Here is a 24699-nt window from a genome sequence, read left to right as displayed (position 1 = left end):
AATGTGAATAGCTTTTTTAATAATTAGAAAATGAGAAAATGTGAGAATGAGAAAATTAATAGATTAGTAAACGGAGACGAAGAAAATCGGAAAGGTTCGGAAGAGGATTGAGGGAATTTTTGGTGAAAAATGGCTGTAAGGAGGGTGGAGTTAGCTTATAGAGAGCTTATAGGAAGCTTATACGAATCTTGGACGATTGGTATAGAAAGGGTATATAAGTAGTTGATTCATACTGTGATACAACAACGCGAAAAACGTTAAAAACGGGGTTTCGTGGCGAAAGAAAGAGGAATAGGTGCTAGGCCTTAGGCCATAGGCACTAGGAGGGAGTGTGCCGGGAAAGAGATTTAGTAAATTAGAAAATTTGGAAATTAGAGAATTAGCAGATTAGGCGTGAGTGGCACGACTGGGAAATTAGAGAATTAGAAAATTGACAGATCAGGTGTGAGCACATAGGCAGGAAGGTTAGCAAATGGTTTGTGTTATATGTAAAACAAAAAAGATGATGAAATATTTGGTGGGGAACAAAAAAGTATGTACTTTTGTGCCGATTAACAAAATACTTTTTAAACGATGAAGAAAATATTTTTAGCCTTAATGGCAACAGCAACTTTCGTAGCTTGTAATAAAGAAGACAAGGACGAAGACGGTACTAGTGCTAAATTTCCTAAAGAAATTACTACTATTGTAGGAACAGAACGCACTGTTATTAAATATGAGATGCAAGATGCTACTCGTCCTAAAAAAGAAACAAGAATTACCTATCGAGGCAATTCTTCTTATGGTGATGAGACTTATCACGATTACGACTACGATAGCAGTGGCCGTTTACAAAGAAGAACTTACTACTCAAAGGAGCCCTACTTCCATAACTACATCTATACCTATAGAGCTGATGGGAAGTTAGAAAAAGAAGAAACGATAGCCTTGGGAACAACTCTTTACGCTACGAAAGTTTATGAATACAGAGCAGACGGACGTCTTGTGAAAAAAGAAGATAAGCCCGCCAACAACAACGACGGGAGCTACATCACGACTACTTTCGATTATCCCAGTACCAATGTGGTAAGAATTACCAAAAACACTTATGTGAGAAAAGATGGCAAAAACGGTGATGACACAAACGAATGGCATAGCTACACCTTAGACGCTAAAGGCAATGTGGTAAAAGATGAGTACACTACTACCACTCATAGCTATGAGGTAACCTATGAATATGATGCTAAAATCAATCCTGAGTATGTGAATTTTATAATACAAACTACTCCCGACCACTTTGTTACTCTTCTTACCCCTAATAATATCATTAAGAAAACAGTTGTAACTGCAGAACTCAATAAGCCAGAAAATGTTACTAAGACCGTATATCGCTATGATATTCAGTATGATGGGGATTATCCAATCCGAATTAAAGTTTACTCAGTGCCTAAAGATGAAAAAGCACCACAAGTACTTATCAGCACTACAGAATACAGCTATTAATTTTCTAAGAGAATTTTAACAAAAAGCATTACAGTATCAACTTTGCCAAAGGACGTAGCACGACAGACTATTACCTTTGGCAAAGTTTTTTATTACTCAATCGACAAATTTGGTAATTCACAAATTATTCGTACCTTTGCACTAACAAATGATGTTTCTCAAACAAATATCGGTCGTAAACTACAAGAACATACTCTCACAAGCGTATGCCTTTAGCCCTACTATCAACTGTTTTGTAGGAGATAATGGTGTAGGGAAAACAAATCTGCTTGATGCTATTTATCACTTAGGTATGGCGAAGAGCTACTTTACTACTTCGGCAGTGCAGAACGTACGCCACGGCAAGGAGTTTTATCTTATCGAAGGACAGTTCCGACAAGAAGAACGTGAAGAGCAGATAGTGTGTAGCCTTAAAAAAGGACAGAAGAAAGTAATGAAACACAACGGCAAAGCCTATGAACGTCTGGCTGACCATATAGGTAAATACCCTATGGTGCTCATTTCACCTTCCGACCGCGACTTGATAGTAGAAGGTAGTGAAACACGCCGTAAGTTTTTGGATAGTGTGATTTCGCAAACTGATAGGGCTTACTTAGAACTGCTCTTGCGCTACAACCGCACGCTCTTGCAACGCAATACGTTACTGAAACAAATGGCAGAAGGAGGCGTTTTCTCTTTAGAGACTTTGCACATTTACGACGAGCAGTTGGCGCCCTTAGGACAACACATTTATGAGAAACGGCGAGCTTTTATGAATGAGTTTTTGCCTATCTTTAGCGAGCAGTACGCTTATATTTCGGGGGGTAAGGAACGAGTGAGTTTGCAGTACGACAGCAGTTTGCACCAAAGCGATTTGACTACCCAGCTTGCCGAAAATACTGAGCGAGACTGCAGTGCGCAATACACTACCGCAGGTATTCATAAGGACGATTTGCTTTTTGAGATTGACGGCTACCCGATGAAGAAGTATGGTAGTCAGGGGCAACAGAAGTCGTTTTTGATAGCCTTAAAGCTATCGCAGTTTGAAGTGTTGAAGCAATCGTTAGGGATTACGCCCATAGTGCTTTTAGATGATATTTTTGATAAGCTTGACGATACTCGCGTAACGCAGTTGGTGCAGTTGGTTACTCAAAAACATTTCGGACAGCTTTTTATTACCGATACTCATTCGCAACGCACCGAAGACGTAGTGAAGCAAACGGGACTAGCGTATGAGATGATTCAAATAGGTAAAAGGTGCGAGCCACAAAAGTTGGTAAGAGGTAAAAAATAAAAGGTAAATGAGAAGAGAAAGAGACTTTTACAGATATTAATTGTTGATTAAAATAATATGTGTTTATTAGTGTATCCTAAGAATGAAATACAAAAAGCTGAATTAACCTCTTTGTTTGAAAAAATGGGAGTGGAATTTGAGTATGAACAATCTTTTTTATCTGATTCTCTTAAAAAAGAGTTGGATAAAAGAGTTATAGAGATAAAAGAGATCCCTTCTATTGGAATTCCTTTTGAGGAAGTAAAGAAGAAAATATCAGAGAAGTATGTCATTTAGTTTGATTTTCCACCCCAGAGCAGAAAAAGAGTTAAATGATATTATAATTATTACAATGTTTTTAGAGAAAATTTAGGTTTTGAAGCATATAATGAAATAGTAGATTATATAGAAACATTAAAAGACTTTCCCTTTGTTGCTCCAAAGAAATATGAGGAGGTTCGTATTTTCTTTACTAAAAGATTCCACTTTGGAATTCATTATATTGTTTTGGAAGAATTGTCAGAAGTGATTATCATAGCCATTATTAACACCAAACAACAAATAAAAGAACACCAAATATTCAATAGAATTTCTGGTATAAAAGACTGATTATAATTGGAGGTAACTATCAAGATATAAGTAATTAAGAAAAATTATATAAATACATAAGATGAAACCCAACAAGAAGAAAACACCCAGCAAGAATCCTATTAAACCTACCCCCACAGTGAGTGAGGAAGGGAATTCGAGTATGAAGCTTTTGGCGAGTGTCTTGCTCATTGCCTATGGCTATGTAACGGTACTTACCCCTAACTGGATGGCATTCGACTCCAATGCTACAAAGTTTTACACCTTTGCTATTCTGAACTTGATAGTAGTAGGGCTTGTGTTTTTTATTAAAGAATTCAGAGAACGCACACAATTACTGTTTGGCTTTTTTACCAATAAAATAGGGATTGCTTACTGCCTGATAATGGTATTGGCATTGCTCTCGTTTACCAAAGCTATTGATATAGAAGAAGCGATTTTGCACTTCTTTAAGATATTTACAGCTTTCTCAGCTGCTTGGATGGTATCGGCTTTGGTAATTTACAACAAAAAGAGTTTAGTACATTTGGCAGTTGCGATGACAATTCTTTTGTGTTATGACTTTTTGGTAACCCTCGACGGGGTAAAAGGCATCATCAAGGGTATTAGTGCCGATTACAATATCAAAGGCTCGTATTCTAACAAGAATATTTTGGCTTCGGCTATGTTTATTAAGATACCTTTTGCTATCTGGTTGTTTTATTTTCAGAAAAACACCTTGCGTATCATCGGAGGGATAGGTGTTTTAGTCGGTACTTTGGCAATCTTCTTTATGAGTACCCGTGCTTTCTATTTAGCAACTATTCTTACAACGCTTATCTTCATCACGTATGGTGCTATCGACTATTTTATCTTAAAACGCCGTGAAACGGGCGTAAAAGTACTGATGCACGTAGGCTTGGTAGTTCTTGCTTTTGGTATTTTCTCGTTTGTACAGAACTATCTCTACCCTCAACAAGTGCGACAAAGCACCAGTTTCGGGGCTCGTTTAGCTGAGGTAGCTAACCAAGAGAATACCAGTAACAACTTGCGTAAAACTGCTTGGGTGATTACCACTACTGATATGATCCCGAACGACCCACTGTTGGGCGTAGGCATTGGTAACTGGAAGGTACGCTTCTTACAGTATGAGAATTCTTACAGTCCGCATTATATTTATATGTATAAGAACCACAACGACTTTTTGGAGCTCACCGCCGAAGCGGGAATCTTCGCAGGGTTGGCGTTCTTGGCTATCTTCCTCTTGACAGCTTATTATTTCCTAAGAGGCACTTATAAAAACAAGAATCCTGAGCAAGAGCAATGGTTTTTCTTACCATTATTTGGACTCTTTGCTTATTCGTTCGATGCATTCTTTAATTTTCCTCAAGACCGCCCCGAAATACAAGCCCTCTTTGGTATTTATGTAGGGATAGCAGTAGGCTTGGCAGTATTGTATTTCAGTAAGAAAAAAGCAGAAGAGCGCAAATTGCCAATGAGTGTTGTAGGTTTTATAGGATCAGTAGCCGTGGTGGCAATGGTTTTGAATGTAGTAGTAGAGCGTATGTACTTTGATTCTTCTAAAATACAACGTATGGTAAAAGAAGAGCAACAAGGGGTGCGTCCTACTAAATCACCTTCGGATTACCTGATACGCAACTATCCTCGTATTCCAAATCTCACGGCAGTGGCTGAGCCCGTGGATGTAGAAAAGGCGCGCTACTTGATAGACGAAAAGAAATTCGATGAGGCACGTAAAGTATTGGCTTCCATTCATTACCACCCTTATGATGCGCGCCCTGAGTATTTTACTGCTGTATCATACTTTATGGAAGAGAACAAAAACAACGATAGTATTTATAAATATGCTCATAAAGCCCGAATGATAAAGCCAAATTTCTTCGGTAACCTAAATTTAGAGACCTTTGCGCTGAACAATATGGGTAAAGAACAAGAATCGATTCACTTGCTCAAACAGTATTTAGGCTTGGAGAAAGACAGTGTGCAGAAACCACAACCTAAGTGGAAAACTATACTGAAAAACCGTTTCCACGTAGATGTAGATAGAGACGCTCTTCGCGGTAATCGCAGTGAGGTACAAGCGTGGAACTCTTTGGCTTATCTGCAAGAGAAAAATAACTTAATAGCTGATGCTCGTGCTACCTTAGATAGTGCCATTGTGTATTTGCCCGATAATAAAGATATAATTAATAACCGCAACAAGATTATCTCGCGTATGCAGGTAGAACAGTTTGCCCCTCTTTACACTCAGGCAATGCAACTCTATTTGCAGCAACGTTATGCTGAAGCAATTCCTATATTTACGAAGTTCTTGGAGAAAGTACCTGCTCATATAGACGGGCTCAGGTATCGTGCTATTAGTTACTACAACACGCAGCAATACCAAAAGGCTATTAATGATATGGCTGAAATGGAGAGCTTAGGAGTGCCCGTAGATGCTGTACTGAATAATTATCGCGCCTCTTGCTACTATATGTTGGGCGACAAAGCAAACGCCAAAGTCTTTTTCCAAAAAGCCGCTAGCGAGGGCAATGCCGATGCTCAACGCAACTTAAATACCCTCAGTTTTTAAGTCAAATGAATACCTATACAAAACAAATCCTCAGCGAGAAGGAACTCCAAGTAATGCTACATCGCCTTGCTTGTGAGCTGATAGAAAACCATAACGATTTCTCGAATACGGTTTTTATCGGTATCCAGCCCCGTGGCACTTATTTAGCTGGGCGATTGGTAGAACTACTCACTAACGAATACCACATTGCTGATATTCCATTAGGCTTATTAGATATTACTTTCTTTCGCGACGATTTTAGGCGCACAGGTAGACCTCTTGAAGCCAACTCTACCGCTATCGACTTTATCGTCGAAAACAAGAGAGTGGTATTTATAGACGATGTGCTCTACACAGGGCGCAGTATTCGCGCTGCTCTCAGTGCCATACAGAGCTTCGGGCGCCCTTCTGAAATAGAACTCTTAGTGCTTATTGATAGGCGCTTTAGTCGTCATCTTCCCATACAACCCGATTACAGTGGTAAGCAAGTAGACGCTATCAATGATGAGCGTGTGGTAGTACACTGGAAACAAAACGACGGAGAAGACTCAGTAGAGGTAATAAGTAAAGTCGGTGAGCTGGCGTAGCTGAGAATGTAAGTAAGAGATAAGGGATATGTGATATGGTAATAGCAATTCTTACAGTCTTTATAATGCTGAACGTAGTGCTGAAACTCAGTTTTTGGAAACTGTGGCAACAGGCGTTATTTGCAGCTGTTTGTTTCTTGTTTGTATGGTTGGCTACTGATTTTGCCTCAGAGCAGTCACAAGTTACCCTCCAAACAATGCTCAGCAACCCCAAAGTACTTGGCAATATCACCGTACTGCTCACCGTAGAGACTGCTGTGTGTATGGCGTATTGTTTTACTTCACTACGGACGCTTTTCAAAGGTAAAGAAAGTCGCTGGCATAAAGTTTTGCAGTGGTATCCTAACCTGCTTATTTTTCCTGCATTGTTCTATGTGCTCACTCAAGCCATCTTTTATTATACAGGGGTATCGTTTGAGCATATTGCCTTTTGGATAGGTGCGAGCGTGGTAGTTTTTATTATATTAGGTTCTTTGGGTCTTCAAAAGCTGTTACCCGAGAAAGACCTGCGCTTAGAACTACACTTTTTGATGAGTTTGCTTATCACTCTCTTAGGACTTATAGGTACAGCTAACGGACAAATACTCTACGTTCCCCAAAGTGAACCTATCAATTTTAAAGTATTGGGAGGTATATTTACTTTCTTTATAGCCTTGTTTGGCATAGGCTTTGGATTTAGTAAATTGTATTGGTTCTTACGCCAAAGAAAACAAAAGAATTAAATTTACATTGATGATGAAAAACATATTTATAGCTGGAATACTATTGCTCACAAGCGCTTCCTATGCACAAATAACTATTAGTCAGGAAAAGAATATAGCCGATGCTATGGAACTCAAAAAGGAAATAGCTCGTACCGAGAGCGCTTTCCAAGTACAAATCTATAATGGCAATATCACCGAAGCTAATAAAGTAATGCTCGATGCCAAAAGCAAATACAAACAATACCCTGTATTGCTCACTTTCGAGTCGCCTAACTACAAAGTCCGCCTTGGTAGTTTCCGTACGCGTTTAGAGGCTGAGAAGAAACTTGTAGAGATTAAAAAATCTTATCCCGCAGCCTTTGTGATAGGCTTAAAATAACCTGTAATAAGGGGACACTATGTTTAAAAAAAACACCCTTCGCTTTCAGATATTCCTCAGTATGACCCTACTCGTGCTAGTAGCTTTCGCTATCTTAGCTTTCGTAATGATTGGGCAGTATAAAAAACAGGCATTAGAATATCACGATGAGCGACTTATCGACAAGGAAAACCAAATCAAGATGCAGATACAATATGTATTCTCGCAAACCACTTTCCCTGTCGAAACCCCTTATATACCTCTTATCTTTCGGGAGGATATCTACAGCATTGCCAATATCCAAAACCTAAACTTTGCCCTCTATGACCTCGACGGTGTGCTACTAAAAAGCTCCAAAGCCTCTCTATCCCCCGACCAAGATGCGTTTTTCATTCCTCCTGATGTATTGCATCAGCTTTCCGCTACACTCAATAAACGTCTTGTTGAGCACCACGAATTTGCAGGGCGTGGTTACCAAACTTCTTACAGTTATATTACCGATTTGCAGTTCAAGCCTATCGCTATTCTCAACATTCCTTATTTCGAGAACGACACCTTCAACGAGCGCGCTTTAAAAGGGTCGCTGTACAACTTAGCGATGGTGTATTTCTCGCTCTTGGTAGTTGCCCTTACGGTAGCTTACTTCATCTCTAAATATATTACCAAATCGCTTAAAACCATCGAAGGTCGTTTAGAGAAAACTCGTTTACTTTCCCAAAACGAAAAGATACTTCTCAAGTCTGCCCCTACCGAGATTACCGAGTTGGTAAATGCCTATAACGGAATGATTGATGAGATTGAGAACAGCAAAGCCCTTTTGGCGCAATCCGAACGCGAACAAGCGTGGCGCGATATGGCAAAGCAGGTAGCACACGAAATCAAAAATCCTCTTACTCCTATGCGTCTCTCCGTGCAAAGTTATCAACGCAAAGCCCTTCGAGAGCTTCAAACTGCTGAACAAACTAATGAATTCTGCGAATCTCTTATCCAACAGATAGACATATTGAGTAATATTTCTACTGCCTTCTCGGCACTTACCAATATGCCTGCTAAAAATGATGAGGAATTCGATTTTGTGTCTGTTATCAAACGCACTTTAGATATCTTTAATTCTGATGAAATTCACTTCACCCATTCTCACGATGAGATTATAAGTGTATTCGATAAAGACCAGCTCGGTCGTGTACTTACCAATTTGGTGAAAAATGCGCTACAAGCTACCGAAAACGAACCTTTCCCTTCTATTGAAGTGAGCCTTAATAAAACCGATACCGATATTACTCTAAAAGTAAAAGACAATGGTACGGGTATCCTCGACGCCGATAAAGAAAAGATATTCGAACCAAAATTCACTACCAAAACCAGTGGTAGTGGCTTGGGATTAGCAATGGTGAAAAACATCGTACTTTCCTACGGGGGTAGCATTCATTTTACTTCCGAAGTAGGAAAGGGAAGTGAATTTACTGTAGTATTGGTACACTTTTTGAATAAGTAAATAAATAAACATTATATTTTATGAAAAGACACATCTTAACATTAGGAGTTGCTGTGCTTATGTTCGCCTCCTGTCAAAACAATCCTTCGCAAAATGCCAACAATGTGGTAAGCGACACCACTACTATGATGGAAAACACTATGGATAACGTATCTGAAAAGATGACTCCTGAGTTAGTGGCTACTTATGTAGGTACCCTTCCTGCTGCCGATTGTGGCGGAGTGGCTACCGTTATCCACCTCTATGCCGATAATACTTATGTAAAACAAGAAAGCTGCGCTAGCAAAAACTACGAAGCTAAAGAAGAAGGTAAAGTAACGCGCACCGATAAAGGTTTTACCCTCACCTCCGATAAAGGTGATAAATCTTTCTACATTACCAAAGGTGATAACATTGTTCAAGTAGGCGAAGATGGTAAAGAACCTCAAATGGTGAAAGAATACACCCTCACCAAACAAATGTAACAAGTAAAATCTTATGTAAAGCGAAGGCTGTTCAATCTTGTATTGAACAGCCTTTTCTTTTACAAAGAAGAAAAAAATATGTAAAAAATCTTTTGTAGTTAAAATAATTGTTATAACTTTACCCCCTAATTTGTATTTTATGTTAGCAAATTTCCAATGGATTTAGTGCGTCTTTTCATAAAAAGGATATCATACAATCAATCGCAGAACGATGCCTTTGTGCTTATAATGCACGAGGTCGAGACCGATTTAAAGTTACCCATAGTCATTGGTACCTTTGAAGCACAATCTATTGCCTTGGAATTAGAGAAGAGTCTTGTACCTCCTCGACCCCTTACGCACGACCTCTTCAAGATATTCGCCGATACTTTCAGTATACAAATAAAAAGAGTCGTGATTTACAAATTAGAAGAAGGCATTTTCTACTCCAATATGCTCTGTGTACAAAGTGGTCAAGAATACACCATCGAAGCTCGTACCAGCGATGCCATTGCCATTGCCTTGCGTTGCAACGCACCCATCTACACCTATCGAGATATCATTCAAAGGGCAGGCATTTATATCCCTTTGCTCAACGATGAGCCCTCCAATACCATAAGTCCTTCGTTAGATAATGTTGATGAGGAAGATAGCAGCCGAAACAGATATACTAAATACGCCTTACCCGAACTAAAAACAATGCTAAATGACTGTATCGAAAATGAAGATTACGAAATGGCAGCGCTTATCAGAGATGAAATCTCTAAACGCGATAGTACTTTTTAAAACTATATACCAATGAAAAAAAACATAACCATCGGAAGCCTTAGTTTCCTTTTACCACTCATAAGTGTCGCACAAGACGCTACACAATCTCCTACTACACAAACCACCACTACACAAGTAATGAAGGCTGTCGCTAGCGAAGGTTTCACTCTCGAAAGTTTTACTCGTGGTGTGGTAGGTATGATTACCCTCCTGTTTATCGCCTATCTTTTCAGTAGCAATAGGCGCGCTATCAATTGGAAGACTATTGGCATAGGCTTAGCCCTACAACTCTCCATTGCAATAGGTATTCTAAAAGTAGGCTTTATACAAGACGCCTTCGATTTTGCCGGTAGTATCTTTGTGCTCATATTAGATTTTACAAGAGCAGGCAGTCAGTTTCTCCTCGGTAACTTAGTCGATACCAATAGCATAGGCTATATCTTCGCTTTCCAAGTGCTCCCCACCATTATCTTCTTTTCTGCACTCACCTCCCTATTGTTCTATTTAGGTGTTATTCAGGTAATAGTGCGTGGAATGGCGTGGGCATTGTCTAAACTGCTGAATATCTCAGGTGCCGAAAGTCTTTCGGTTACGGGGAACATCTTCTTAGGACAAACCGAAGCCCCTCTGATGATTAAAGCCTATTTAGCCAAAATGACTCGCTCCGAAATCCTCCTTGTGATGATAGGCGGAATGGCTACCGTAGCAGGAGGCGTAATGGCTGCTTATATCCAATACCTCGGTGGCGATGACCCCCAAATGCGCTTGCTCTTCGCCCGACACCTCTTAGCAGCTTCCGTAATGGCAGCCCCCGGTGCTATCGTAGTTTCCAAGATGCTATGCCCTCAAACCGAGCAATTCTCTAACGATTCGCACGTCTCTATGGAGAATGTAGGTTCCAATGTGCTCGACGCTATCGCCAATGGTACTACCGAAGGACTTAAACTCGCTGCCAATGTAGCAGCTATGCTTTTAGTATTTGTGGCTTTTATCGCAATGATTAATTATTTCTTTAATTGGGTAGGTTATCAAACACATCTCAACAATATCATAGCCAGCAATACTCCTTATAACGGACTCTCTTTAGAAATGATTTTAGGTACCGTTTTCTCACCCGTTATGTGGCTCGCTGGTATTGCCAAAGAAGACGTTATGCTGATGGGACAATTGCTCGGTATTAAGCTCTCCTCCTCAGAATTTGTGGCTTACACTCAGTTAGCCACCTTAAAGGATATGACGAGTGCTCCTCACCTAATGTATAACAAATCTATCATTATGGCAACCTATATGCTTTGTGGTTTTGCCAATTTCGCCTCCATAGGCATTCAAATAGGAGGCATAGGAGCCTTAGCCCCCAACCAACGTAAAACCCTCTCTCAATTCGGCTTAAAAGCCGTTCTTGGGGGTACTTTAGCCTCTCTGTTATCCGCAACTATCGCCGGAATGATTATCGGGTAACCACACTTTTCTAAATAACACAAGCTTAAAATCGCTTTTTATACCATAACACTTTGCCAAAGGTTCTGAACACCTATCGTTCTACAACTTTGGCAAAGTTTTTTATAGCCTATTTTGCTACAATCTCCCGTGTAGCTCGTACCCGCTCGTCTGTATCACTCCTAATCTGCTAATTCTCTAATTTTCTAATTTGCTAATTCTCTTTCCCGTCACACTCCCTCCTAGTGCCTATGGCCTAAGGCCTAGTGCCTTTTCTCTTTCTTTCGCCTCGAAACCTCTTTTTTAACGTTTTTTACGTTGTTGTATCACAATGTGAATCAACTACTTATATACCCTTTCTATACCAATCGTCCAAGATTCGTATAAGCTCTCTATAAGCTAACCCCACCCTCCTTACATCTCATTTTTTATCTTTTACCTGAATTACTTCTTCCGAACTTCTCCGTTTCCTTCCGAACCCCTCAACTCTCCAAATTTGCTAAATCAACAGCCTGTGTGACTCACACTGCTGTGTGGCTCGCACGTTTGGCAAAGTTAAATATTTCTGGTATTATTAGCTTTTTCAGGTAGCTTATTGCCCATTTGTTCGATTTTTTAAAGATTTGTACGATTTCTGTAGCGTAAGCTACACTTTTATATAAAAGACTAAAAACAGCCTTTAAAAAGATTCTTACACAATAAAAAAGGGCTTGCCGACGGCAAGCCCTTTTTTATAATTTACGAACCTAATAAACTGCAATATTATTCAGTAGCTTCAGCAGTAGCCTCTGGTTTAACTTCGGCTGTAGCTGGAGTTTCTTCAGCAGTTGCTTTCTTTCTACCACGGCGGGTAGTTTTCTTCTTAGCGGTTTTAGCTACGTTGTAAGTAGTGTTGTAATCTACAAACTCAATCATAGCCATTTCAGCATTATCGCCCAAACGGTTTCCTAATTTAATGATACGAGTGTATCCCCCTGGGCGGTCGCCTACCTTTACAGCTACTTCTTTGAAAAGCTCGGTAACAGCATATTTATTGCGCAATTTACTAAAAGCGATACGACGGTTGTGAGTGGTATCTTCTTTAGATTTGGTTACCAAAGGCTCTACAAATAATTTTAAAGCCTTTGCTTTTGCCAAAGTAGTGTTAATACGTTTATGCTCAATCAGTGAGTTCGCCATATTGGCAAGCATTGAATTTCTGTGAGCAGTTTTTCTTCCTAAATGATTAATTTTATTTCCGTGTCTCATTTTTCCTTAGTTAAAATATCGCAAGAGCGAGTTAATCTTTATCCAATTTATACTTCGAGGTGTCCATACCAAACACTAAACCTTTATTGACTACCAACTCATCAAGCTCAATTAATGATTTCTTTCCGAAGTTTCTAAACTTCATCAAATCGGCTTTATTGAAAGATACCAAATCACCTAATGTTTCTACTTCGGCAGCTTTCAAACAATTGAGTGCACGAACAGATAAGTCCATATCCACCAACTTAGTTTTTAGCAACTGGCGCATATGCAATGATTCTTCATCATAAGTATCAGTTTGTGCTATTTCATCAGCTTCTAAAGTAATTCTCTCGTCAGAGAAGAGCATAAAGTGATGAATGAGTGTTTTTGCAGCTTCTGTAAGTGCTTGTTTAGGGTGTATAGACCCATCGGTTTTAATTTCAAAGACTAACTTCTCATAGTCTGTTTTTTGTTCAACACGATAATTTTCAATAGAATATTTCACATTTTTAATAGGGGTAAAGATTGCATCAGTAGCAATTACACCTATCGGTGCATTTGGTTTTGCATTTTCTTCAGCCGAAACATAACCGCGTCCTTTTTCAATAGTAATCTCTATTGTAAAAGAAGCTGAAGAATCCATATTGCAAATCACCAAATCAGTATTTAATACTTGAAAACCTGAAAGAGCTTTTTGAAAATCACCGGCAGTCAATTGTCTTTTACCAGAAACAGTAATAGTTGCTGTTTCGTTTTCTATATCCTCAATCTGGCGTTTAAAACGTATTTGTTTCAAATTGAGAATAATTTCAGTAACATCTTCTCTTACTCCTGATATAGTAGAAAATTCGTGTCCTACTTTATCAAATTTCACAGAAGTGATTGCAAAACCTTCTAACGAAGAAAGCATAACTCTTCGTAATGCGTTACCTATTGTTAAACCATACCCTGGTTCCAAAGGGCGAAACTCAAATCGTCCTTCGAAATCAGATGATTCAATCATTATAACTTTATCTGGTTTTTGGAAGTTGAATAATGCCATAATTTGACTGCTGTCTTTATTATTATTTAGAGTACAACTCTACGATTAACTGTTCTTTAATATTTTCAGGAATCTGAATACGTTGAGGTACTGCTACGAAAGTACCTTCCAATTTTTCAGGGTTCCAAGTGATCCATTCGTATACGGTGCTGTGAGCAGCCAATGAATTTTCGATCACACTTAAAGATTTTGATTTTTCGCGAACGCCTACTACATCACCTGGTTTAAGAGAGTAAGACGGAATGTTTACAATATTTCCGTTTACAGTGATGTGACGGTGAGATACCAATTGGCGGGCTGCACTACGAGTAGGAGCAATGCCCATACGGTATACTACATTGTCTAAACGAGATTCGCAAAGTTGAAGAAGCACCTCACCGGTAATACTTTTACTTCTTTTTGCTTTTTCATATAGATTATGGAATTGTTTTTCTAAAATACCATAAGTATATTTAGCTTTTTGTTTTTCTTGTAGCTGGATAGCATATTCAGAGCGTTTTGCTCTACGGCGTGCCAAACCGTGTTGTCCGGGAGGATAGTTTTTTCTTTCAAAAGATTTATCATCTCCGAAGATAGTTTCACCAAATTTACGAGCTATTTTTGTTTTTGGTCCTGTATATCTTGCCATTTTAAATTGTTTAAATGAAAGGTAGTTATGAATTAAGGCATTCCTTCGATAACAACTCACCTTTCTTACTTGTTAGTATTGAAATTAGACTCTACGTTTTTTAGGAGGGCGACATCCGTTGTGAGGTAGTGGAGTAACGTCGATAATTTCAGTTACTTCTATACCTGCATTATGAATAGTACGGATAGCAGATTCTCTACCATTACCCGGTCCTTTCACGTATACTTTTACTTTTTTAAGACCTGAGTCAAAAGCTACTTTAGCTGCATCTTCTGCGGCTACTTGGGCAGCGTAAGGAGTATTCTTTTTAGATCCTCTGAAGCCCATTTTCCCTGCTGATGACCAGGCAATTACGTCTCCTTTTTTGTTGGTAAGAGAAATAATAACATTGTTAAAAGTAGCTGAAACGTGTGCTTCGCCTACTGACTCAACCACTACTTTTCTCTTCTTAGAGACTTTTGCATTCTTTGCATTTTGTTTTGCCATACTCTACTACTTATTATTTAGTTGCTTTCTTCTTGTTCGCAACAGTTTTTCTTTTACCTTTTCTTGTACGAGAATTGTTTTTAGTTTTTTGTCCGCGCAAAGGCAATCCGTTACGATGGCGGATACCGCGATAACAACCGATGTCCATCAAACGTTTGATGTTCAATTGGATTTCGGAGCGCAATTCTCCTTCAATTTTATAAGACGCAACCACTTCGCGAATACGAGTGATTTCGTCATCATTCCATTCGCTTACTTTTGTGTCTTCGTTTACTTGAGCTCTACTTAAGATTTCTTTAGCTCTACTTTTTCCAATACCAAAAATATAGGTTAAACCAATAACCCCTCTTTTGTTTTTTGGTAAGTCAATACCTGCAATTCGTGCCATAATTATCCTTGTCGTTGTTTAAATTTAGGATTTTTCTTGTTAATTACGTACAATCGTCCTTTTCTGCGCACAATGATGCACTCTGAACTTCTTTTTTTAATTGATGCTCTAACTTTCATTTCGTTTTGTTTATATCAATAGAGTGCGCAAAACTACAATTTTTTTTTGTAATAGCCACATTTTTAGCTCACAAAAATGCAATTATACATTCCGCTCACTCATCTTTAAGCATAAAAAAACATATTCAAGATACTGAATACAAATGTTTTATACTAAAAATACTACAAATAAAAAATTCTTTTTTATGATTATAATTTCTCACAGATATTACTAAAATAGAAAAAATATCTGTGAGAAATTAACAACCAAAATATTGGAAGAATTCTCTTAATTAACTAATAACGGTAAGTGATACGAGCTTTACTTAGGTCGTAAGGACTCATTTCGAGTTTTACTTTATCACCAGGAAGAAGCTTGATGTAGTGCATACGCATTTTTCCTGAGATATGGGCAATCACTACGTGACCGTTATCCAATTCAACTCTGAACATTGCGTTAGACAAAGCTTCTACAATGGTTCCGTCTTGCTCAATTGCTACCTGTTTAGCCATATATTAATTAAGATACTTTTCTGTTTTTACCTGTTTTCATCAAACCATCATAATGGCGATTGAGCAGATATGAATTTACTTGTTGCATAGTATCAATTGCAACCCCTACTAAGATGAGTAGTGAGGTACCACCGTAGAACAATGCCCATTGGTCTTGCATTCCGATGATTTTAAGCAGAGAAGGGAATATTGCTACCAAGGCTATAAATATAGAACCTGGGAGAGTGATAAGCGACATAATTTTATCTAAATAGTCGCCTGTTTCTTTACCTGGACGTATACCTGGTATGAAACCTCCACTGCGTTTTAGGTCATCGGCCATTTTGTTTGTAGGCACTGTGATTGCAGTATAGAAATACGTAAAAAGTATAATCATAGCTGCAAATAGCAAGTTGTACCAAAATCCGAAGACGTTTGAGAAGGCTGCTTGAACACTTTTTGCAAATTCTGACTGTGATAGTCCGGCTACAGTGGCTGGGATAAACATCAAGGCTTGAGCAAAGATGATAGGCATTACCCCTGCAGCATTAATTTTTAAAGGAATGTATTGGCGAGCTCCGAAGATGTTTCTCTCGTTAGTAGTTCCACCATCAGCTGTTCTGCGTGCATATTGTACTGGGATTTGACGTACTGCTTTGATTAGATAAATACAAAGCAAAATGATTACAAACCAAAGAATTATTTCGATAAGAATCAATAGAGGTCCTCCATTACCAGTAAGGCGAGAGGCTGTTTCAGACAAGAATGCACGAGGCAAACGGGCAATGATACCCACCATAATGAGGAGAGAGATACCGTTACCTATTCCTTTATCGGTGATTTTCTCACCTAACCACATTGCAAAAATAGTTCCTGTTACTAAGATAAGCACTGCTGGAACAATAAAATTGAGTCCCTTACCTAAAAGGAAGGCAGAATCAGGGACTCCTAATCTATTGATACCGTATAAGTATACAGGTGCTTGTACAATACATATTGCAATAGTAAGCCATCGAGTGATTTGGTTTATCTTTCTTCGCCCGCTTTCACCTTCTTTTTGTAGTTTTTGGAGATAAGGAATAGCGATTCCCATCAACTGTACTACGATAGAAGCCGAGATGTAGGGCATAATCCCGAGCGCGAATACTGAGGCATTAGAGAAAGCGCCCCCTGTAAAAGCGTTGAGGATGTCAAGCAATCCGCCACCTGAGGTTTTCGTTGCTAACTCGTGGAGTTGAGCGGAGTCGATACCAGGGAGGACGATGTGAGCTCCAAAGCGATAAACTAACAAAATTCCGAGAGTTAAAATAATTCTATTTTTTAACTCTTCAATTTTCCAAATGTTGGTCAGGTTCTCGATAAACTTCTTCATAAATTAAATATTACAAGGTTACAGCTTCACCACCAGCTGCTTCGATAGCAGCTTTAGCACTTGCTGTAAACTTATGAACAGATATTTTTAGCTTAAATTTTAGTTCTCCACCACCTAATATTTTCACCAAGTCAGTTTTTTTAATGAGGTTTAGTTGAACTAAGATTTCAAGGTCTACTTTATCAGTAATTTTACCATTATCAACGAGTTCTTGTAGTCTACCCAAGTTGATACCTACGTATTCCTTACGGTTAAAGTTTTTAAAACCGAATTTTGGTACGCGTCTTTGGAGGGGCATTTGTCCACCTTCGAAGCCAATCTTATTAGAAAAGCCTGAACGAGATTTAGCTCCTTTGTGACCACGGGTAGCGGTTCCACCTTTACCGGAACCTTGACCGCGACCTACGCGCTTCCCTTCTCTGTGAATTGAACCCTGTGCGGGTTGTAAATTACTTAAGTTCATAACTTTGTATAAAAATATTATTTAACTTCTTCTACAGAAATTAAGTGTTTTACCTTATTGATCATACCAAGGATACTTGGTGTAGCTTCGTGTTCCACGGTTCTACCGATTTTGGTAAGTCCTAAAGCCTCGAGAGTAAGTTTTTGGTCTTTTGGACGTTTGATGCTACTTTTAATTTGTGTTACTCTAAGTTTTGCCATTGCTATAAAAATTAACCTTTAAACAATTTTTCTAAAGAGATGCCACGTTGAGCAGCAACAGTTTTAGCGCTACGCAACTGCAATAAAGCATCGAAAGTAGCTTTTACCACGTTGTGAGGGTTAGAAGAACCTTGTGATTTAGAAAGTACGTTATGGATACCTACTGATTCCAATACGGCACGTACTGTACCTCCTGCGATTACTCCGGTACCCTCAGTAGCTGGTTGTAAGAATACACGAGCTCCGCCGTATTTTCCTTTTTGTTCGTGGGGCAAGGTAGTACCGTTAAGAGGGATACGCACTAAGTTTTTCTTAGCGTCTTCTACTGCTTTAGCAATAGCTTCAGAAACCTCTTTAGATTTTCCTAAACCGTGACCAACCACGCCGTTTTCGTCGCCTACTACAACGATAGCAGAGAAACCGAAAGCGCGACCACCTTTAGTTACTTTAGTAACACGTTGTACTCCTACCAAACGGTCTTTCAATTCCAAACCACTTGGTTTTACATATTCTACATTTTTATATTTCTGATACATAGTTATTAGAATTTAAGTCCGCCTTCTCTAGCACCGTCGGCTAATGATTTTACACGTCCGTGGTAAAGGTATCCCCCGCGATCGAAGGATACTTTTTCGATACCTTGTTTTAAAGCTTTTTCAGCAATAGCTTTACCGACCAATGCTGCTTTTTCAGTTTTAGTACCTTTGGCGGCACTAATTTCTTTATCACGTGAAGATGCAGCCAACAGGGTAGTACCTTTAGTATCGTCTATGATTTGGACATAGATTTCATTATTACTTCTGAAAACAGCCAAACGAGGTTGTTCAGCAGTACCTTTTACTACTTTTCTGATTCTGCTTTTAATACGTTGTCTTCTTTCTATTCTTGATAATGCCATTGTTCTAACTATTAAGCTGATTTACCTGCTTTTCTTCTCAACTCTTCGCCTACAAATTTCACACCTTTACCTTTGTAAGGTTCGGGTTTGCGGAAGCTACGGATTTTAGCCGCTACTTGACCGAGTAGTTGTTTATCGTGAGAAGTTAATTTAATGATAGGGTTTTTACCTTTCTCGTTAATTGTCTCGAGTTTAATTTCTTTTGGCAATTCGAGAATGATGTTGTGAGAGAAACCGAGGGCTAAATCTAACTTTTGTCCTTGGTTAGCTGCACGGTATCCAACCCCTACTAACTCTAATTCTTTAGTGAATCCTTCAGAAACACCTACGACCATATTGTGGACTAAGGCACGGTATAAACCGTGTTTAGCATTTTGGTCTTTGGTAGCATCTGTAGTTTCAAAAACTAAATATCCATCTTCTTGCTTTACAGCAATGTCTTTAACCTCTTGGGTTAATTCGCCTAATTTCCCCTTTACGGTTACGACGTTATCTTTGATAGTAACAGTAACGCCTGCGGGAATATTGATGGGTGCTTTACCTATTCTTGACATTCTTTATTGTCTTTTTATTGATTAGTAAACGTAACAAATTACCTCTCCACCGATATTGAGTTCTCTAGCTTTTTTACCTGTCATCACGCCTTGTGATGTAGAGATGATAGCAATACCCAAGCCGTTTAATACGCGAGGTAGGTTATCAGCGCCAGCGTACTTTCTCAGACCTGGACGGCTGGCTCTTTCAATATGCCTAATAACGGGTTCTTTAGTCACTTTGTCGTATTTCAAAGCTATTTTGATAGTACCTTGAACGGTAGAGTCATCAAATTTATAGCTAAGGATGAATCCTTGGTCGAAAAGGATTTTAGTAATTTCCTTTTTGAGTTTAGATGCAGGGATTTCTACAACTCTATGACCTGCGCTATTAGCATTTCTAATTCTTGTTAAATAATCTGCGATAGGATCTGTATACATAAATTTGTCCTTTTAAATTATTACCAACTTGCTTTTTTTACACCAGGAATTAATCCTTTGTTTGCCATTTCGCGGAATAACACACGTGAAATTCCAAAAGTGCGCATATACCCTTTAGGGCGTCCTGTAAGTTTGCAACGGTTATGCAGACGGACAGGAGAAGCATTTTTAGGGATTAGCTGAAGTGCTTCATAATCACCAGCTTCTTTTAGAGCTTTGCGTTTAGCAGCGTATTTAGCTACTAACTTTTGACGTTTCACCTCGCGGGCTTTCATTGATTCTTTAGCCATATACTTAGTTCTTTTTAAAAGGTAATCCTAATTCGCTTAATAATGATTTAGCTTCTTTATCAGTGTGAGCTGATGTAACGAAGGTAATATCCATACCTGCAATCTTGTTGATTTTATCAATGTCGATTTCAGGGAAGATGATTTGTTCAGTAACACCTAAGTTGTAGTTACCTCTACCATCGAAGCCATTTGCTTTCACGCCTTGGAAGTCTCTTACACGAGGAAGAGCTGTAGTGATAAGGCGATCTAAGAACTCATACATTCTTTCGCCGCGAAGGGTAACTTTGGCACCGATAGCCATACCTTTACGGAGTTTGAAAGAAGCTACGTCCTTTTTAGAATAAGTGGCAACAGCTTTCTGACCAGTAATTTTGGTAAGTTCGTCTACAGCATAGTCGATTTGTTTTTTATCGGCTACGGCTGAACCAACACCGCGGCTCACAACTATTTTTTCAAGTTTAGGAACCTGCATTACGTTTTTATAGCCAAATTCTTCTTTTAGAGCCGCAATAACGCGCTCTTTGTATTCTTGTTTTAATCTAGGTACGTAAGCCATATTATATTACTACATTAGATTTTTTAGAAATTCGCACTTTTTTACCGTCACGTACTTCGAATCCTACACGAGTATTTTTTTTCGTTTTAGGGTCGATGAGGGCGAGGTTAGAAATGTGAATAGATGCTTCTTTTTCTACGATTCCACCTTGAGGTTTTTGAGCGTTAGGTTTAGTGTGCTTTTTCACCAGGTTAACTCCCTCAATAATCGCTCTGTTCTTCTCGCGATCTACACGTAATACTTTGCCTTCTTTACCTTTTTCGTCTCCAGCAATTACTTTTACGGTATCTCCAGTTTTAATTTTTAGTTTCATCATTTACTTTAGTTAAAAATTAAAGCACTTCTGGTGCTAATGAAACGATCTTCATAAATTGTTTATCACGAAGTTCGCGTGCTACGGGACCGAATACACGGGTACCTCTCATTTCACCAGCTGCGTTCAAGAGAACGCAAGCGTTTTCATCAAATCGGATATAAGAACCATCGGCACGGCGTACTTCTTTTTTAGTTCTTACTACCACCGCGGTAGAAACTTGTCCTTTTTTTACGTTTCCGTTAGGGGTAGCTTCTTTGACGGTAACTACAATCTTATCGCCAACAGAGGCGTATCGGCGCTTAGTACCACCGAGTACACGGATTGTTAGCACTTCTTTAGCGCCAGTATTATCGGCTACTTTTAGTCTTGATTCTTGTTGTACCATAATTACTTAGCTCTTTCAATGATTTCTACTAATCTCCAACATTTGGTTTTGCTCAATGGACGTGTTTCCATTATGCGCACAGTATCACCAATGTTGCAATCGTTTTTTTCGTCGTGCGCAACATATTTTTTAGTGCGCAACACGAACTTACCATACATAGGGTGTTTTACACGTTTCACTTCTGAAACTACGATAGATTTATCCATTTTGTTGCTTGTAACAACCCCTATTCTTTCTTTTCTTAAATTTCTTTTTTCCATAAGGCAGGTTCGAATTATTGTAATTCTCGTTTAGTTAGCTCACAAGCTAATCTCGCGATAGTTCTTCTTACATTACGTAATTGAATTGGTTTTTCCAATGACGAAATTGCGTGTGCCATTTTCAAATCTGCATACGATTTCTTAAACTCACCAAGCTTTTCTTGTAGCTCAGTTATTGTCAATTTGTTAATTTCAGACTGTTTCATTGTTCTTTAATTAATTTTGATAATCTCTTGCTACAACGAATTTTGTTTTCACAGGTAACTTTTGAGCTGCGAGGCGTAGCGCTTCTTTGGCTACGTCGAGCGGCACACCGCCTACCTCAAACATTATTCTTCCTGGTTTTACTACGGCTGCCCAGTATTCTACGGCACCTTTACCTTTACCCATACGTACTTCCAAAGGCTTTTTGGTAATAGGTTTATCTGGGAAGATTTTGATCCAAAGTTGACCTTCACGTTTCATATAACGGGTAGCAGCTACACGAGCTGACTCGATTTGGCGAGAAGTGATGAATGCTGAATCTAACGATTTAATTCCGAAAGTACCATTAGAAAGGAGTGCCCCGCGGTGAGATACACCTTTCATTCTGCCTTTTTGTTGTTTACGATATTTCGTTCTTTTTGGCTGTAACATCTTTCTTGTTCTTTAAAAAATTACTTTTTGCGACGCGCTCTTTTGGGTGCACCCGCAGGCTTGTCAGTTGATTTACCAGAGAAGTTTCCACCGGTGGCTTTTTTAGTCATACCTACGAGTGGGGAGAGTTCTCTTTTACCATAGATTTCGCCTTTCATAATCCACACTTTGATTCCCATACGACCGTATGTAGTGTGAGCTTCGTCAATAGCGTAATCAATATCAGCTCTAAAGGTTGAAAGAGGGATACGACCTTCTTTAAAGCTTTCGGAACGTGCCATTTCGGCTCCATTCAAACGACCTGAAATCATTACCTTGATACCTTCGGCGTTCATACGCATAGCTGAAGCGATAGCCATTTTGATAGCGCGTTTGTAAGAAACACGACCTTCGATTTGGCGGGCGATGCTTGCTGCAACGAGAGCTGCGTCGAGTTCAGGGCGTTTGATTTCAAAAATGTTGATTTGGATGTCTTTACCGGTGATTTTCTTAAGTTCTTCTTTCAACTTGTCTACCTCCTGACCGCCTTTACCGATGATGATACCGGGGCGAGCGGTGGTGATAGTAACGGTTACAAGTTTGAAAGTACGTTCGATAATCACGTGAGCAACACTAGCTTTAGATAAACGAGCGAGAACATATTTTCTGATTTTATCATCTTCAGCGAGTTTATCTCCGTAATCATTGCCTCCATACCAGTTAGACTCCCATCCTCTGATAATTCCTAGGCGATTTCCGATTGGATTTGTCTTTTGTCCCATAGTTTATCTTAGCTTTCTGTGTTAAAATTTTTAGCTCCAAGCACCAAAGTTATGTGGTTAGAGCGTTTTCTAATTCTGTGTGCTCTTCCTTGTGGAGCTGGGCGTAAGCGTTTAAGGATAGCGCCACCATCCACACGGATTTCTTTGATGAATACTCCTGCTTCTTCCAAGTTAGTGTCCTCGTTTTTAGCTTGCCAGTTAGCGATAGCTGAAAGCAACAATTTTTCTAAACGAGCGGCTGCTTCTTTTTGGTTGAATTTCAAAATAGCCAAGGCTTTATCTACTTGCTGTCCACGTACTAAATCCGCTACTAAGCGCATTTTTCGAGGAGAAGTAGGGCAGTTATTTAACTTCGCGAAAGCCAAGCTTTTTTTAGCTTCTTTAATTTCGTCTGCTCTTAATTTTTTTCTAACTCCCATAGCCTTAATTATTTTTTACCTTTATTTTTTGCACCTGCATGTCCACGGAAGGAACGAGTAGGTGAAAATTCTCCTAATTTATGTCCCACCATATTTTCAGTGATGTATACAGGGACAAACTGACGACCGTTGTGAACTGCAATAGTTTGGCCAACGAAATCAGGTGTAATCATAGAAGCGCGTGACCAAGTTTTGATAACGTTTTTCTTACCTGATTGTATATTTTGTTGGATTTTCTTTTCCAAGCTATAGTGAACGTAAGGTCCTTTTTTTAATGAACGTGCCATTTGTTAGTCTCTTATTTTTTTCTGCGTTCTACAATATACTTATTACTTGCTTTGGTTTTAGAACGGGTTCTATAACCTTTAGCTGGTATTCCTTTACGTGAGCGTGGGTGACCACCGGTAGCACGACCTTCACCACCACCCATTGGGTGATCGACAGGGTTCATTACTACTGCACGGGTACGAGGACGGCGTCCTAACCAGCGTGAGCGACCTGCTTTACCTGAAAGTACCAATTGGTGATCAGAGTTTGATACGGCTCCTATGGTTGCGAGGCAAGTGAGGAGGATCATACGGGTTTCACCTGAGGGTAGCTTTACAGTAGCATACTTACCATCTTTTGCCATTAGTTGAGCAAAAGTTCCTGCAGAACGAGCAATGTTAGCTCCTTGTCCAGGGCGCAATTCAATACAAGAAATTACAGTACCGAGGGGAATTTGAGAGAGCGGCATTGCGTTACCGATTTCAGGGGCGATATTTTCTTGACCTGAAACGATTACTTGATCAACCTTCAAACCAGCGGGAGCGATGATGTAACGTTTTTCGCCGTCGGTGTATTGAACGAGAGCAATAAACGCTGTTCTGTTTGGGTCGTACTCGATAGAAACTACTTTGGCGTCTACGCCGAATTTGTTTCGTTTGAAGTCGATAATACGGTACTTTTTCTTATGACCACCACCAATGTAACGCATGGTCATTTTTCCTTGATTGTTTCTACCACCAGTCTTTTTCAACGGAACGAGCAGGCTCTTTTCCGGCTTATCAGTAGTAATGGTGTCGAATTCGTTTACTACTCTAAAACGCTGACCGGGGGTAATCGGTTTTAATTTTCTAACTGACATTTTTGTCTATTTGT

The 24699-nt window shown here is 39.2% G+C and carries 36 protein-coding genes; 11 read left to right on the top strand and 25 right to left on the bottom strand.

Going from position 1 to position 24699, the window contains the following annotated elements; all coding sequences use genetic code 11:
• The first annotated feature begins 573 nt into the window (after window positions 1-573).
• The 11 genes from HMPREF1528_RS02795 (at window position 574) to HMPREF1528_RS02740 (ending at window position 11686) form a co-directional block, all read left to right on the top strand.
• Entirely contained in the window at window positions 574-1482 is a 909-nt protein-coding gene (locus HMPREF1528_RS02795) for a hypothetical protein (protein WP_016478546.1), read from the top strand.
• 151 nt (window positions 1483-1633) lie between these two features.
• Entirely contained in the window at window positions 1634-2755 is a 1122-nt protein-coding gene (gene recF / locus HMPREF1528_RS02790) for a DNA replication/repair protein RecF (protein WP_016478545.1), read from the top strand.
• A gap of 57 nt (window positions 2756-2812) precedes the next feature.
• Entirely contained in the window at window positions 2813-3031 is a 219-nt protein-coding gene (locus HMPREF1528_RS02785; RefSeq protein WP_016478544.1) for a hypothetical protein, read from the top strand.
• Between the two features lie 373 nt (window positions 3032-3404).
• Entirely contained in the window at window positions 3405-5894 is a 2490-nt protein-coding gene (locus HMPREF1528_RS02775) for an O-antigen ligase family protein (protein WP_016478543.1), read from the top strand.
• A gap of 5 nt (window positions 5895-5899) precedes the next feature.
• Window positions 5900-6460, top strand: coding sequence for a bifunctional pyr operon transcriptional regulator/uracil phosphoribosyltransferase PyrR (gene pyrR / locus HMPREF1528_RS02770; RefSeq protein WP_016478542.1), 561 nt, complete (start codon window positions 5900-5902; stop codon window positions 6458-6460).
• A 35-nt stretch (window positions 6461-6495) separates the two neighbouring features.
• Window positions 6496-7182 (top strand): hypothetical protein, encoded by a 687-nt coding sequence (locus tag HMPREF1528_RS02765; RefSeq protein ID WP_016478541.1) that lies wholly within the window; start codon window positions 6496-6498, stop codon window positions 7180-7182.
• 10 nt (window positions 7183-7192) lie between these two features.
• On the top strand, window positions 7193-7543 hold the full coding sequence (locus tag HMPREF1528_RS02760) for an SPOR domain-containing protein (RefSeq protein WP_009410186.1): 351 nt from the start codon (window positions 7193-7195) through the stop codon (window positions 7541-7543).
• Between the two features lie 19 nt (window positions 7544-7562).
• Window positions 7563-9017 carry a sensor histidine kinase gene (locus HMPREF1528_RS02755; protein ID WP_016478540.1) on the top strand — a complete coding sequence of 485 codons (1455 nt, stop codon included), beginning with the start codon at window positions 7563-7565 and terminating at the stop codon, window positions 9015-9017.
• 20 nt (window positions 9018-9037) lie between these two features.
• On the top strand, window positions 9038-9481 hold the full coding sequence (locus tag HMPREF1528_RS02750; RefSeq protein WP_016478539.1) for a copper resistance protein NlpE: 444 nt from the start codon (window positions 9038-9040) through the stop codon (window positions 9479-9481).
• A gap of 156 nt (window positions 9482-9637) precedes the next feature.
• Complete coding sequence (locus HMPREF1528_RS02745) at window positions 9638-10246, top strand: bifunctional nuclease family protein (protein ID WP_016478538.1); 609 nt, start codon at window positions 9638-9640, stop codon at window positions 10244-10246.
• 12 nt (window positions 10247-10258) lie between these two features.
• Window positions 10259-11686 carry a NupC/NupG family nucleoside CNT transporter gene (locus HMPREF1528_RS02740; RefSeq protein WP_016478537.1) on the top strand — a complete coding sequence of 476 codons (1428 nt, stop codon included), beginning with the start codon at window positions 10259-10261 and terminating at the stop codon, window positions 11684-11686.
• A 741-nt stretch (window positions 11687-12427) separates the two neighbouring features.
• Here the strand turns inward: HMPREF1528_RS02740 and rplQ are convergent.
• The 25 genes from rplQ to rplB form a co-directional block, all read right to left on the bottom strand.
• On the bottom strand, window positions 12428-12913 hold the full coding sequence (gene rplQ / locus HMPREF1528_RS02735; protein ID WP_002675077.1) for a 50S ribosomal protein L17: 486 nt from the start codon (window positions 12911-12913) through the stop codon (window positions 12428-12430).
• Between the two features lie 31 nt (window positions 12914-12944).
• Complete coding sequence (locus HMPREF1528_RS02730; RefSeq protein ID WP_009411648.1) at window positions 12945-13937, bottom strand: DNA-directed RNA polymerase subunit alpha; 993 nt, start codon at window positions 13935-13937, stop codon at window positions 12945-12947.
• 22 nt (window positions 13938-13959) lie between these two features.
• Window positions 13960-14565, bottom strand: coding sequence for a 30S ribosomal protein S4 (gene rpsD, locus HMPREF1528_RS02725; protein WP_016478535.1), 606 nt, complete (start codon window positions 14563-14565; stop codon window positions 13960-13962).
• An 84-nt stretch (window positions 14566-14649) separates the two neighbouring features.
• Window positions 14650-15051, bottom strand: coding sequence for a 30S ribosomal protein S11 (gene rpsK / locus HMPREF1528_RS02720; RefSeq protein ID WP_002675071.1), 402 nt, complete (start codon window positions 15049-15051; stop codon window positions 14650-14652).
• A gap of 13 nt (window positions 15052-15064) precedes the next feature.
• A complete protein-coding gene (gene rpsM / locus HMPREF1528_RS02715) occupies window positions 15065-15439 on the bottom strand; it encodes a 30S ribosomal protein S13 (protein WP_002675068.1) in 375 nt (124 codons plus the stop codon).
• 2 nt (window positions 15440-15441) lie between these two features.
• Window positions 15442-15558 carry a type B 50S ribosomal protein L36 gene (gene ykgO, locus HMPREF1528_RS12140; protein WP_002676536.1) on the bottom strand — a complete coding sequence of 39 codons (117 nt, stop codon included), beginning with the start codon at window positions 15556-15558 and terminating at the stop codon, window positions 15442-15444.
• Window positions 15559-15834: 276 nt separating this feature from the next.
• The gene (gene infA / locus HMPREF1528_RS02710; protein WP_016478534.1) at window positions 15835-16050 is read right to left on the bottom strand and encodes a translation initiation factor IF-1; all 216 of its coding nucleotides are present in this window, start codon (window positions 16048-16050) and stop codon (window positions 15835-15837) included.
• A 7-nt stretch (window positions 16051-16057) separates the two neighbouring features.
• Complete coding sequence (secY, locus tag HMPREF1528_RS02705) at window positions 16058-17401, bottom strand: preprotein translocase subunit SecY (RefSeq protein ID WP_002675064.1); 1344 nt, start codon at window positions 17399-17401, stop codon at window positions 16058-16060.
• Between the two features lie 10 nt (window positions 17402-17411).
• Window positions 17412-17864: a 50S ribosomal protein L15 gene (rplO, locus tag HMPREF1528_RS02700; protein ID WP_016478533.1), complete on the bottom strand. Its 453-nt coding sequence runs from the start codon at window positions 17862-17864 to the stop codon at window positions 17412-17414.
• 17 nt (window positions 17865-17881) lie between these two features.
• A complete protein-coding gene (rpmD, locus tag HMPREF1528_RS02695) occupies window positions 17882-18064 on the bottom strand; it encodes a 50S ribosomal protein L30 (protein WP_002675060.1) in 183 nt (60 codons plus the stop codon).
• Between the two features lie 11 nt (window positions 18065-18075).
• Window positions 18076-18600: a 30S ribosomal protein S5 gene (gene rpsE, locus HMPREF1528_RS02690; RefSeq protein WP_002675058.1), complete on the bottom strand. Its 525-nt coding sequence runs from the start codon at window positions 18598-18600 to the stop codon at window positions 18076-18078.
• 5 nt (window positions 18601-18605) lie between these two features.
• Entirely contained in the window at window positions 18606-18962 is a 357-nt protein-coding gene (gene rplR, locus HMPREF1528_RS02685) for a 50S ribosomal protein L18 (protein WP_002679484.1), read from the bottom strand.
• Window positions 18963-18973: 11 nt separating this feature from the next.
• Window positions 18974-19516, bottom strand: a complete 543-nt coding sequence (rplF, locus tag HMPREF1528_RS02680) for a 50S ribosomal protein L6 (RefSeq protein ID WP_016478532.1) — start codon at window positions 19514-19516, stop codon at window positions 18974-18976.
• 21 nt (window positions 19517-19537) lie between these two features.
• Window positions 19538-19936 (bottom strand): 30S ribosomal protein S8, encoded by a 399-nt coding sequence (rpsH, locus tag HMPREF1528_RS02675; RefSeq protein ID WP_002675052.1) that lies wholly within the window; start codon window positions 19934-19936, stop codon window positions 19538-19540.
• Between the two features lie 20 nt (window positions 19937-19956).
• A complete protein-coding gene (gene rpsN / locus HMPREF1528_RS02670; protein ID WP_002675050.1) occupies window positions 19957-20226 on the bottom strand; it encodes a 30S ribosomal protein S14 in 270 nt (89 codons plus the stop codon).
• A gap of 4 nt (window positions 20227-20230) precedes the next feature.
• Window positions 20231-20782: a 50S ribosomal protein L5 gene (gene rplE / locus HMPREF1528_RS02665; protein ID WP_002675047.1), complete on the bottom strand. Its 552-nt coding sequence runs from the start codon at window positions 20780-20782 to the stop codon at window positions 20231-20233.
• A 1-nt stretch (window position 20783) separates the two neighbouring features.
• Entirely contained in the window at window positions 20784-21098 is a 315-nt protein-coding gene (rplX, locus tag HMPREF1528_RS02660; RefSeq protein ID WP_084667239.1) for a 50S ribosomal protein L24, read from the bottom strand.
• A gap of 16 nt (window positions 21099-21114) precedes the next feature.
• On the bottom strand, window positions 21115-21483 hold the full coding sequence (rplN, locus tag HMPREF1528_RS02655; protein ID WP_002675043.1) for a 50S ribosomal protein L14: 369 nt from the start codon (window positions 21481-21483) through the stop codon (window positions 21115-21117).
• Between the two features lie 2 nt (window positions 21484-21485).
• A complete protein-coding gene (rpsQ, locus tag HMPREF1528_RS02650; protein WP_002675041.1) occupies window positions 21486-21743 on the bottom strand; it encodes a 30S ribosomal protein S17 in 258 nt (85 codons plus the stop codon).
• 14 nt (window positions 21744-21757) lie between these two features.
• The gene (rpmC, locus tag HMPREF1528_RS02645; protein ID WP_002675028.1) at window positions 21758-21949 is read right to left on the bottom strand and encodes a 50S ribosomal protein L29; all 192 of its coding nucleotides are present in this window, start codon (window positions 21947-21949) and stop codon (window positions 21758-21760) included.
• Window positions 21950-21959: 10 nt separating this feature from the next.
• A complete protein-coding gene (gene rplP / locus HMPREF1528_RS02640; RefSeq protein WP_002675025.1) occupies window positions 21960-22379 on the bottom strand; it encodes a 50S ribosomal protein L16 in 420 nt (139 codons plus the stop codon).
• 20 nt (window positions 22380-22399) lie between these two features.
• Window positions 22400-23140 carry a 30S ribosomal protein S3 gene (gene rpsC, locus HMPREF1528_RS02635; RefSeq protein ID WP_002679516.1) on the bottom strand — a complete coding sequence of 247 codons (741 nt, stop codon included), beginning with the start codon at window positions 23138-23140 and terminating at the stop codon, window positions 22400-22402.
• Between the two features lie 8 nt (window positions 23141-23148).
• Complete coding sequence (gene rplV / locus HMPREF1528_RS02630) at window positions 23149-23559, bottom strand: 50S ribosomal protein L22 (protein ID WP_016478530.1); 411 nt, start codon at window positions 23557-23559, stop codon at window positions 23149-23151.
• A gap of 8 nt (window positions 23560-23567) precedes the next feature.
• Window positions 23568-23846, bottom strand: coding sequence for a 30S ribosomal protein S19 (gene rpsS, locus HMPREF1528_RS02625; protein ID WP_002675018.1), 279 nt, complete (start codon window positions 23844-23846; stop codon window positions 23568-23570).
• Between the two features lie 11 nt (window positions 23847-23857).
• Window positions 23858-24685 carry a 50S ribosomal protein L2 gene (gene rplB / locus HMPREF1528_RS02620; protein WP_002675016.1) on the bottom strand — a complete coding sequence of 276 codons (828 nt, stop codon included), beginning with the start codon at window positions 24683-24685 and terminating at the stop codon, window positions 23858-23860.
• Between the last annotated feature and the right edge of the window lie 14 nt (window positions 24686-24699).

The organism is Capnocytophaga sp. oral taxon 336 str. F0502 (assembly GCF_000411575.1).
Classification (GTDB): Bacteria; Bacteroidota; Bacteroidia; order Flavobacteriales; family Flavobacteriaceae; genus Capnocytophaga; species Capnocytophaga ochracea.
This window is presented reverse-complemented; position numbering and strand designations above follow the sequence as displayed.

Bases quoted from the DNA above. Each gene is read 5' to 3' on its own strand.
- HMPREF1528_RS02795 (WP_016478546.1), top strand. From the start codon at position 574: ATGAAGAAAATATTTTTAGCCTTAATGGCAACAGCAACTTTCGTAGCT.
- recF (WP_016478545.1), top strand. From the start codon at position 1,634: ATGTTTCTCAAACAAATATCGGTCGTAAACTACAAGAACATACTCTCA.
- HMPREF1528_RS02785 (WP_016478544.1), top strand. From the start codon at position 2,813: ATGTGTTTATTAGTGTATCCTAAGAATGAAATACAAAAAGCTGAATTA.
- HMPREF1528_RS02775 (WP_016478543.1), top strand. From the start codon at position 3,405: ATGAAACCCAACAAGAAGAAAACACCCAGCAAGAATCCTATTAAACCT.
- pyrR (WP_016478542.1), top strand. From the start codon at position 5,900: ATGAATACCTATACAAAACAAATCCTCAGCGAGAAGGAACTCCAAGTA.
- HMPREF1528_RS02765 (WP_016478541.1), top strand. From the start codon at position 6,496: ATGGTAATAGCAATTCTTACAGTCTTTATAATGCTGAACGTAGTGCTG.
- HMPREF1528_RS02760 (WP_009410186.1), top strand. From the start codon at position 7,193: ATGATGAAAAACATATTTATAGCTGGAATACTATTGCTCACAAGCGCT.
- HMPREF1528_RS02755 (WP_016478540.1), top strand. From the start codon at position 7,563: ATGTTTAAAAAAAACACCCTTCGCTTTCAGATATTCCTCAGTATGACC.
- HMPREF1528_RS02750 (WP_016478539.1), top strand. From the start codon at position 9,038: ATGAAAAGACACATCTTAACATTAGGAGTTGCTGTGCTTATGTTCGCC.
- HMPREF1528_RS02745 (WP_016478538.1), top strand. From the start codon at position 9,638: ATGGATTTAGTGCGTCTTTTCATAAAAAGGATATCATACAATCAATCG.
- HMPREF1528_RS02740 (WP_016478537.1), top strand. From the start codon at position 10,259: ATGAAAAAAAACATAACCATCGGAAGCCTTAGTTTCCTTTTACCACTC.
- rplQ (WP_002675077.1), bottom strand. From the start codon at position 12,913: ATGAGACACGGAAATAAAATTAATCATTTAGGAAGAAAAACTGCTCAC.
- HMPREF1528_RS02730 (WP_009411648.1), bottom strand. From the start codon at position 13,937: ATGGCATTATTCAACTTCCAAAAACCAGATAAAGTTATAATGATTGAA.
- rpsD (WP_016478535.1), bottom strand. From the start codon at position 14,565: ATGGCAAGATATACAGGACCAAAAACAAAAATAGCTCGTAAATTTGGT.
- rpsK (WP_002675071.1), bottom strand. From the start codon at position 15,051: ATGGCAAAACAAAATGCAAAGAATGCAAAAGTCTCTAAGAAGAGAAAA.
- rpsM (WP_002675068.1), bottom strand. From the start codon at position 15,439: ATGGCACGAATTGCAGGTATTGACTTACCAAAAAACAAAAGAGGGGTT.
- ykgO (WP_002676536.1), bottom strand. From the start codon at position 15,558: ATGAAAGTTAGAGCATCAATTAAAAAAAGAAGTTCAGAGTGCATCATT.
- infA (WP_016478534.1), bottom strand. From the start codon at position 16,050: ATGGCTAAACAGGTAGCAATTGAGCAAGACGGAACCATTGTAGAAGCT.
- secY (WP_002675064.1), bottom strand. From the start codon at position 17,401: ATGAAGAAGTTTATCGAGAACCTGACCAACATTTGGAAAATTGAAGAG.
- rplO (WP_016478533.1), bottom strand. From the start codon at position 17,864: ATGAACTTAAGTAATTTACAACCCGCACAGGGTTCAATTCACAGAGAA.
- rpmD (WP_002675060.1), bottom strand. From the start codon at position 18,064: ATGGCAAAACTTAGAGTAACACAAATTAAAAGTAGCATCAAACGTCCA.
- rpsE (WP_002675058.1), bottom strand. From the start codon at position 18,600: ATGTATCAGAAATATAAAAATGTAGAATATGTAAAACCAAGTGGTTTG.
- rplR (WP_002679484.1), bottom strand. From the start codon at position 18,962: ATGGCATTATCAAGAATAGAAAGAAGACAACGTATTAAAAGCAGAATC.
- rplF (WP_016478532.1), bottom strand. From the start codon at position 19,516: ATGTCAAGAATAGGTAAAGCACCCATCAATATTCCCGCAGGCGTTACT.
- rpsH (WP_002675052.1), bottom strand. From the start codon at position 19,936: ATGTATACAGATCCTATCGCAGATTATTTAACAAGAATTAGAAATGCT.
- rpsN (WP_002675050.1), bottom strand. From the start codon at position 20,226: ATGGCTAAAGAATCAATGAAAGCCCGCGAGGTGAAACGTCAAAAGTTA.
- rplE (WP_002675047.1), bottom strand. From the start codon at position 20,782: ATGGCTTACGTACCTAGATTAAAACAAGAATACAAAGAGCGCGTTATT.
- rplX (WP_084667239.1), bottom strand. From the start codon at position 21,098: ATGATGAAACTAAAAATTAAAACTGGAGATACCGTAAAAGTAATTGCT.
- rplN (WP_002675043.1), bottom strand. From the start codon at position 21,483: ATGGTACAACAAGAATCAAGACTAAAAGTAGCCGATAATACTGGCGCT.
- rpsQ (WP_002675041.1), bottom strand. From the start codon at position 21,743: ATGGAAAAAAGAAATTTAAGAAAAGAAAGAATAGGGGTTGTTACAAGC.
- rpmC (WP_002675028.1), bottom strand. From the start codon at position 21,949: ATGAAACAGTCTGAAATTAACAAATTGACAATAACTGAGCTACAAGAA.
- rplP (WP_002675025.1), bottom strand. From the start codon at position 22,379: ATGTTACAGCCAAAAAGAACGAAATATCGTAAACAACAAAAAGGCAGA.
- rpsC (WP_002679516.1), bottom strand. From the start codon at position 23,140: ATGGGACAAAAGACAAATCCAATCGGAAATCGCCTAGGAATTATCAGA.
- rplV (WP_016478530.1), bottom strand. From the start codon at position 23,559: ATGGGAGTTAGAAAAAAATTAAGAGCAGACGAAATTAAAGAAGCTAAA.
- rpsS (WP_002675018.1), bottom strand. From the start codon at position 23,846: ATGGCACGTTCATTAAAAAAAGGACCTTACGTTCACTATAGCTTGGAA.
- rplB (WP_002675016.1), bottom strand. From the start codon at position 24,685: ATGTCAGTTAGAAAATTAAAACCGATTACCCCCGGTCAGCGTTTTAGA.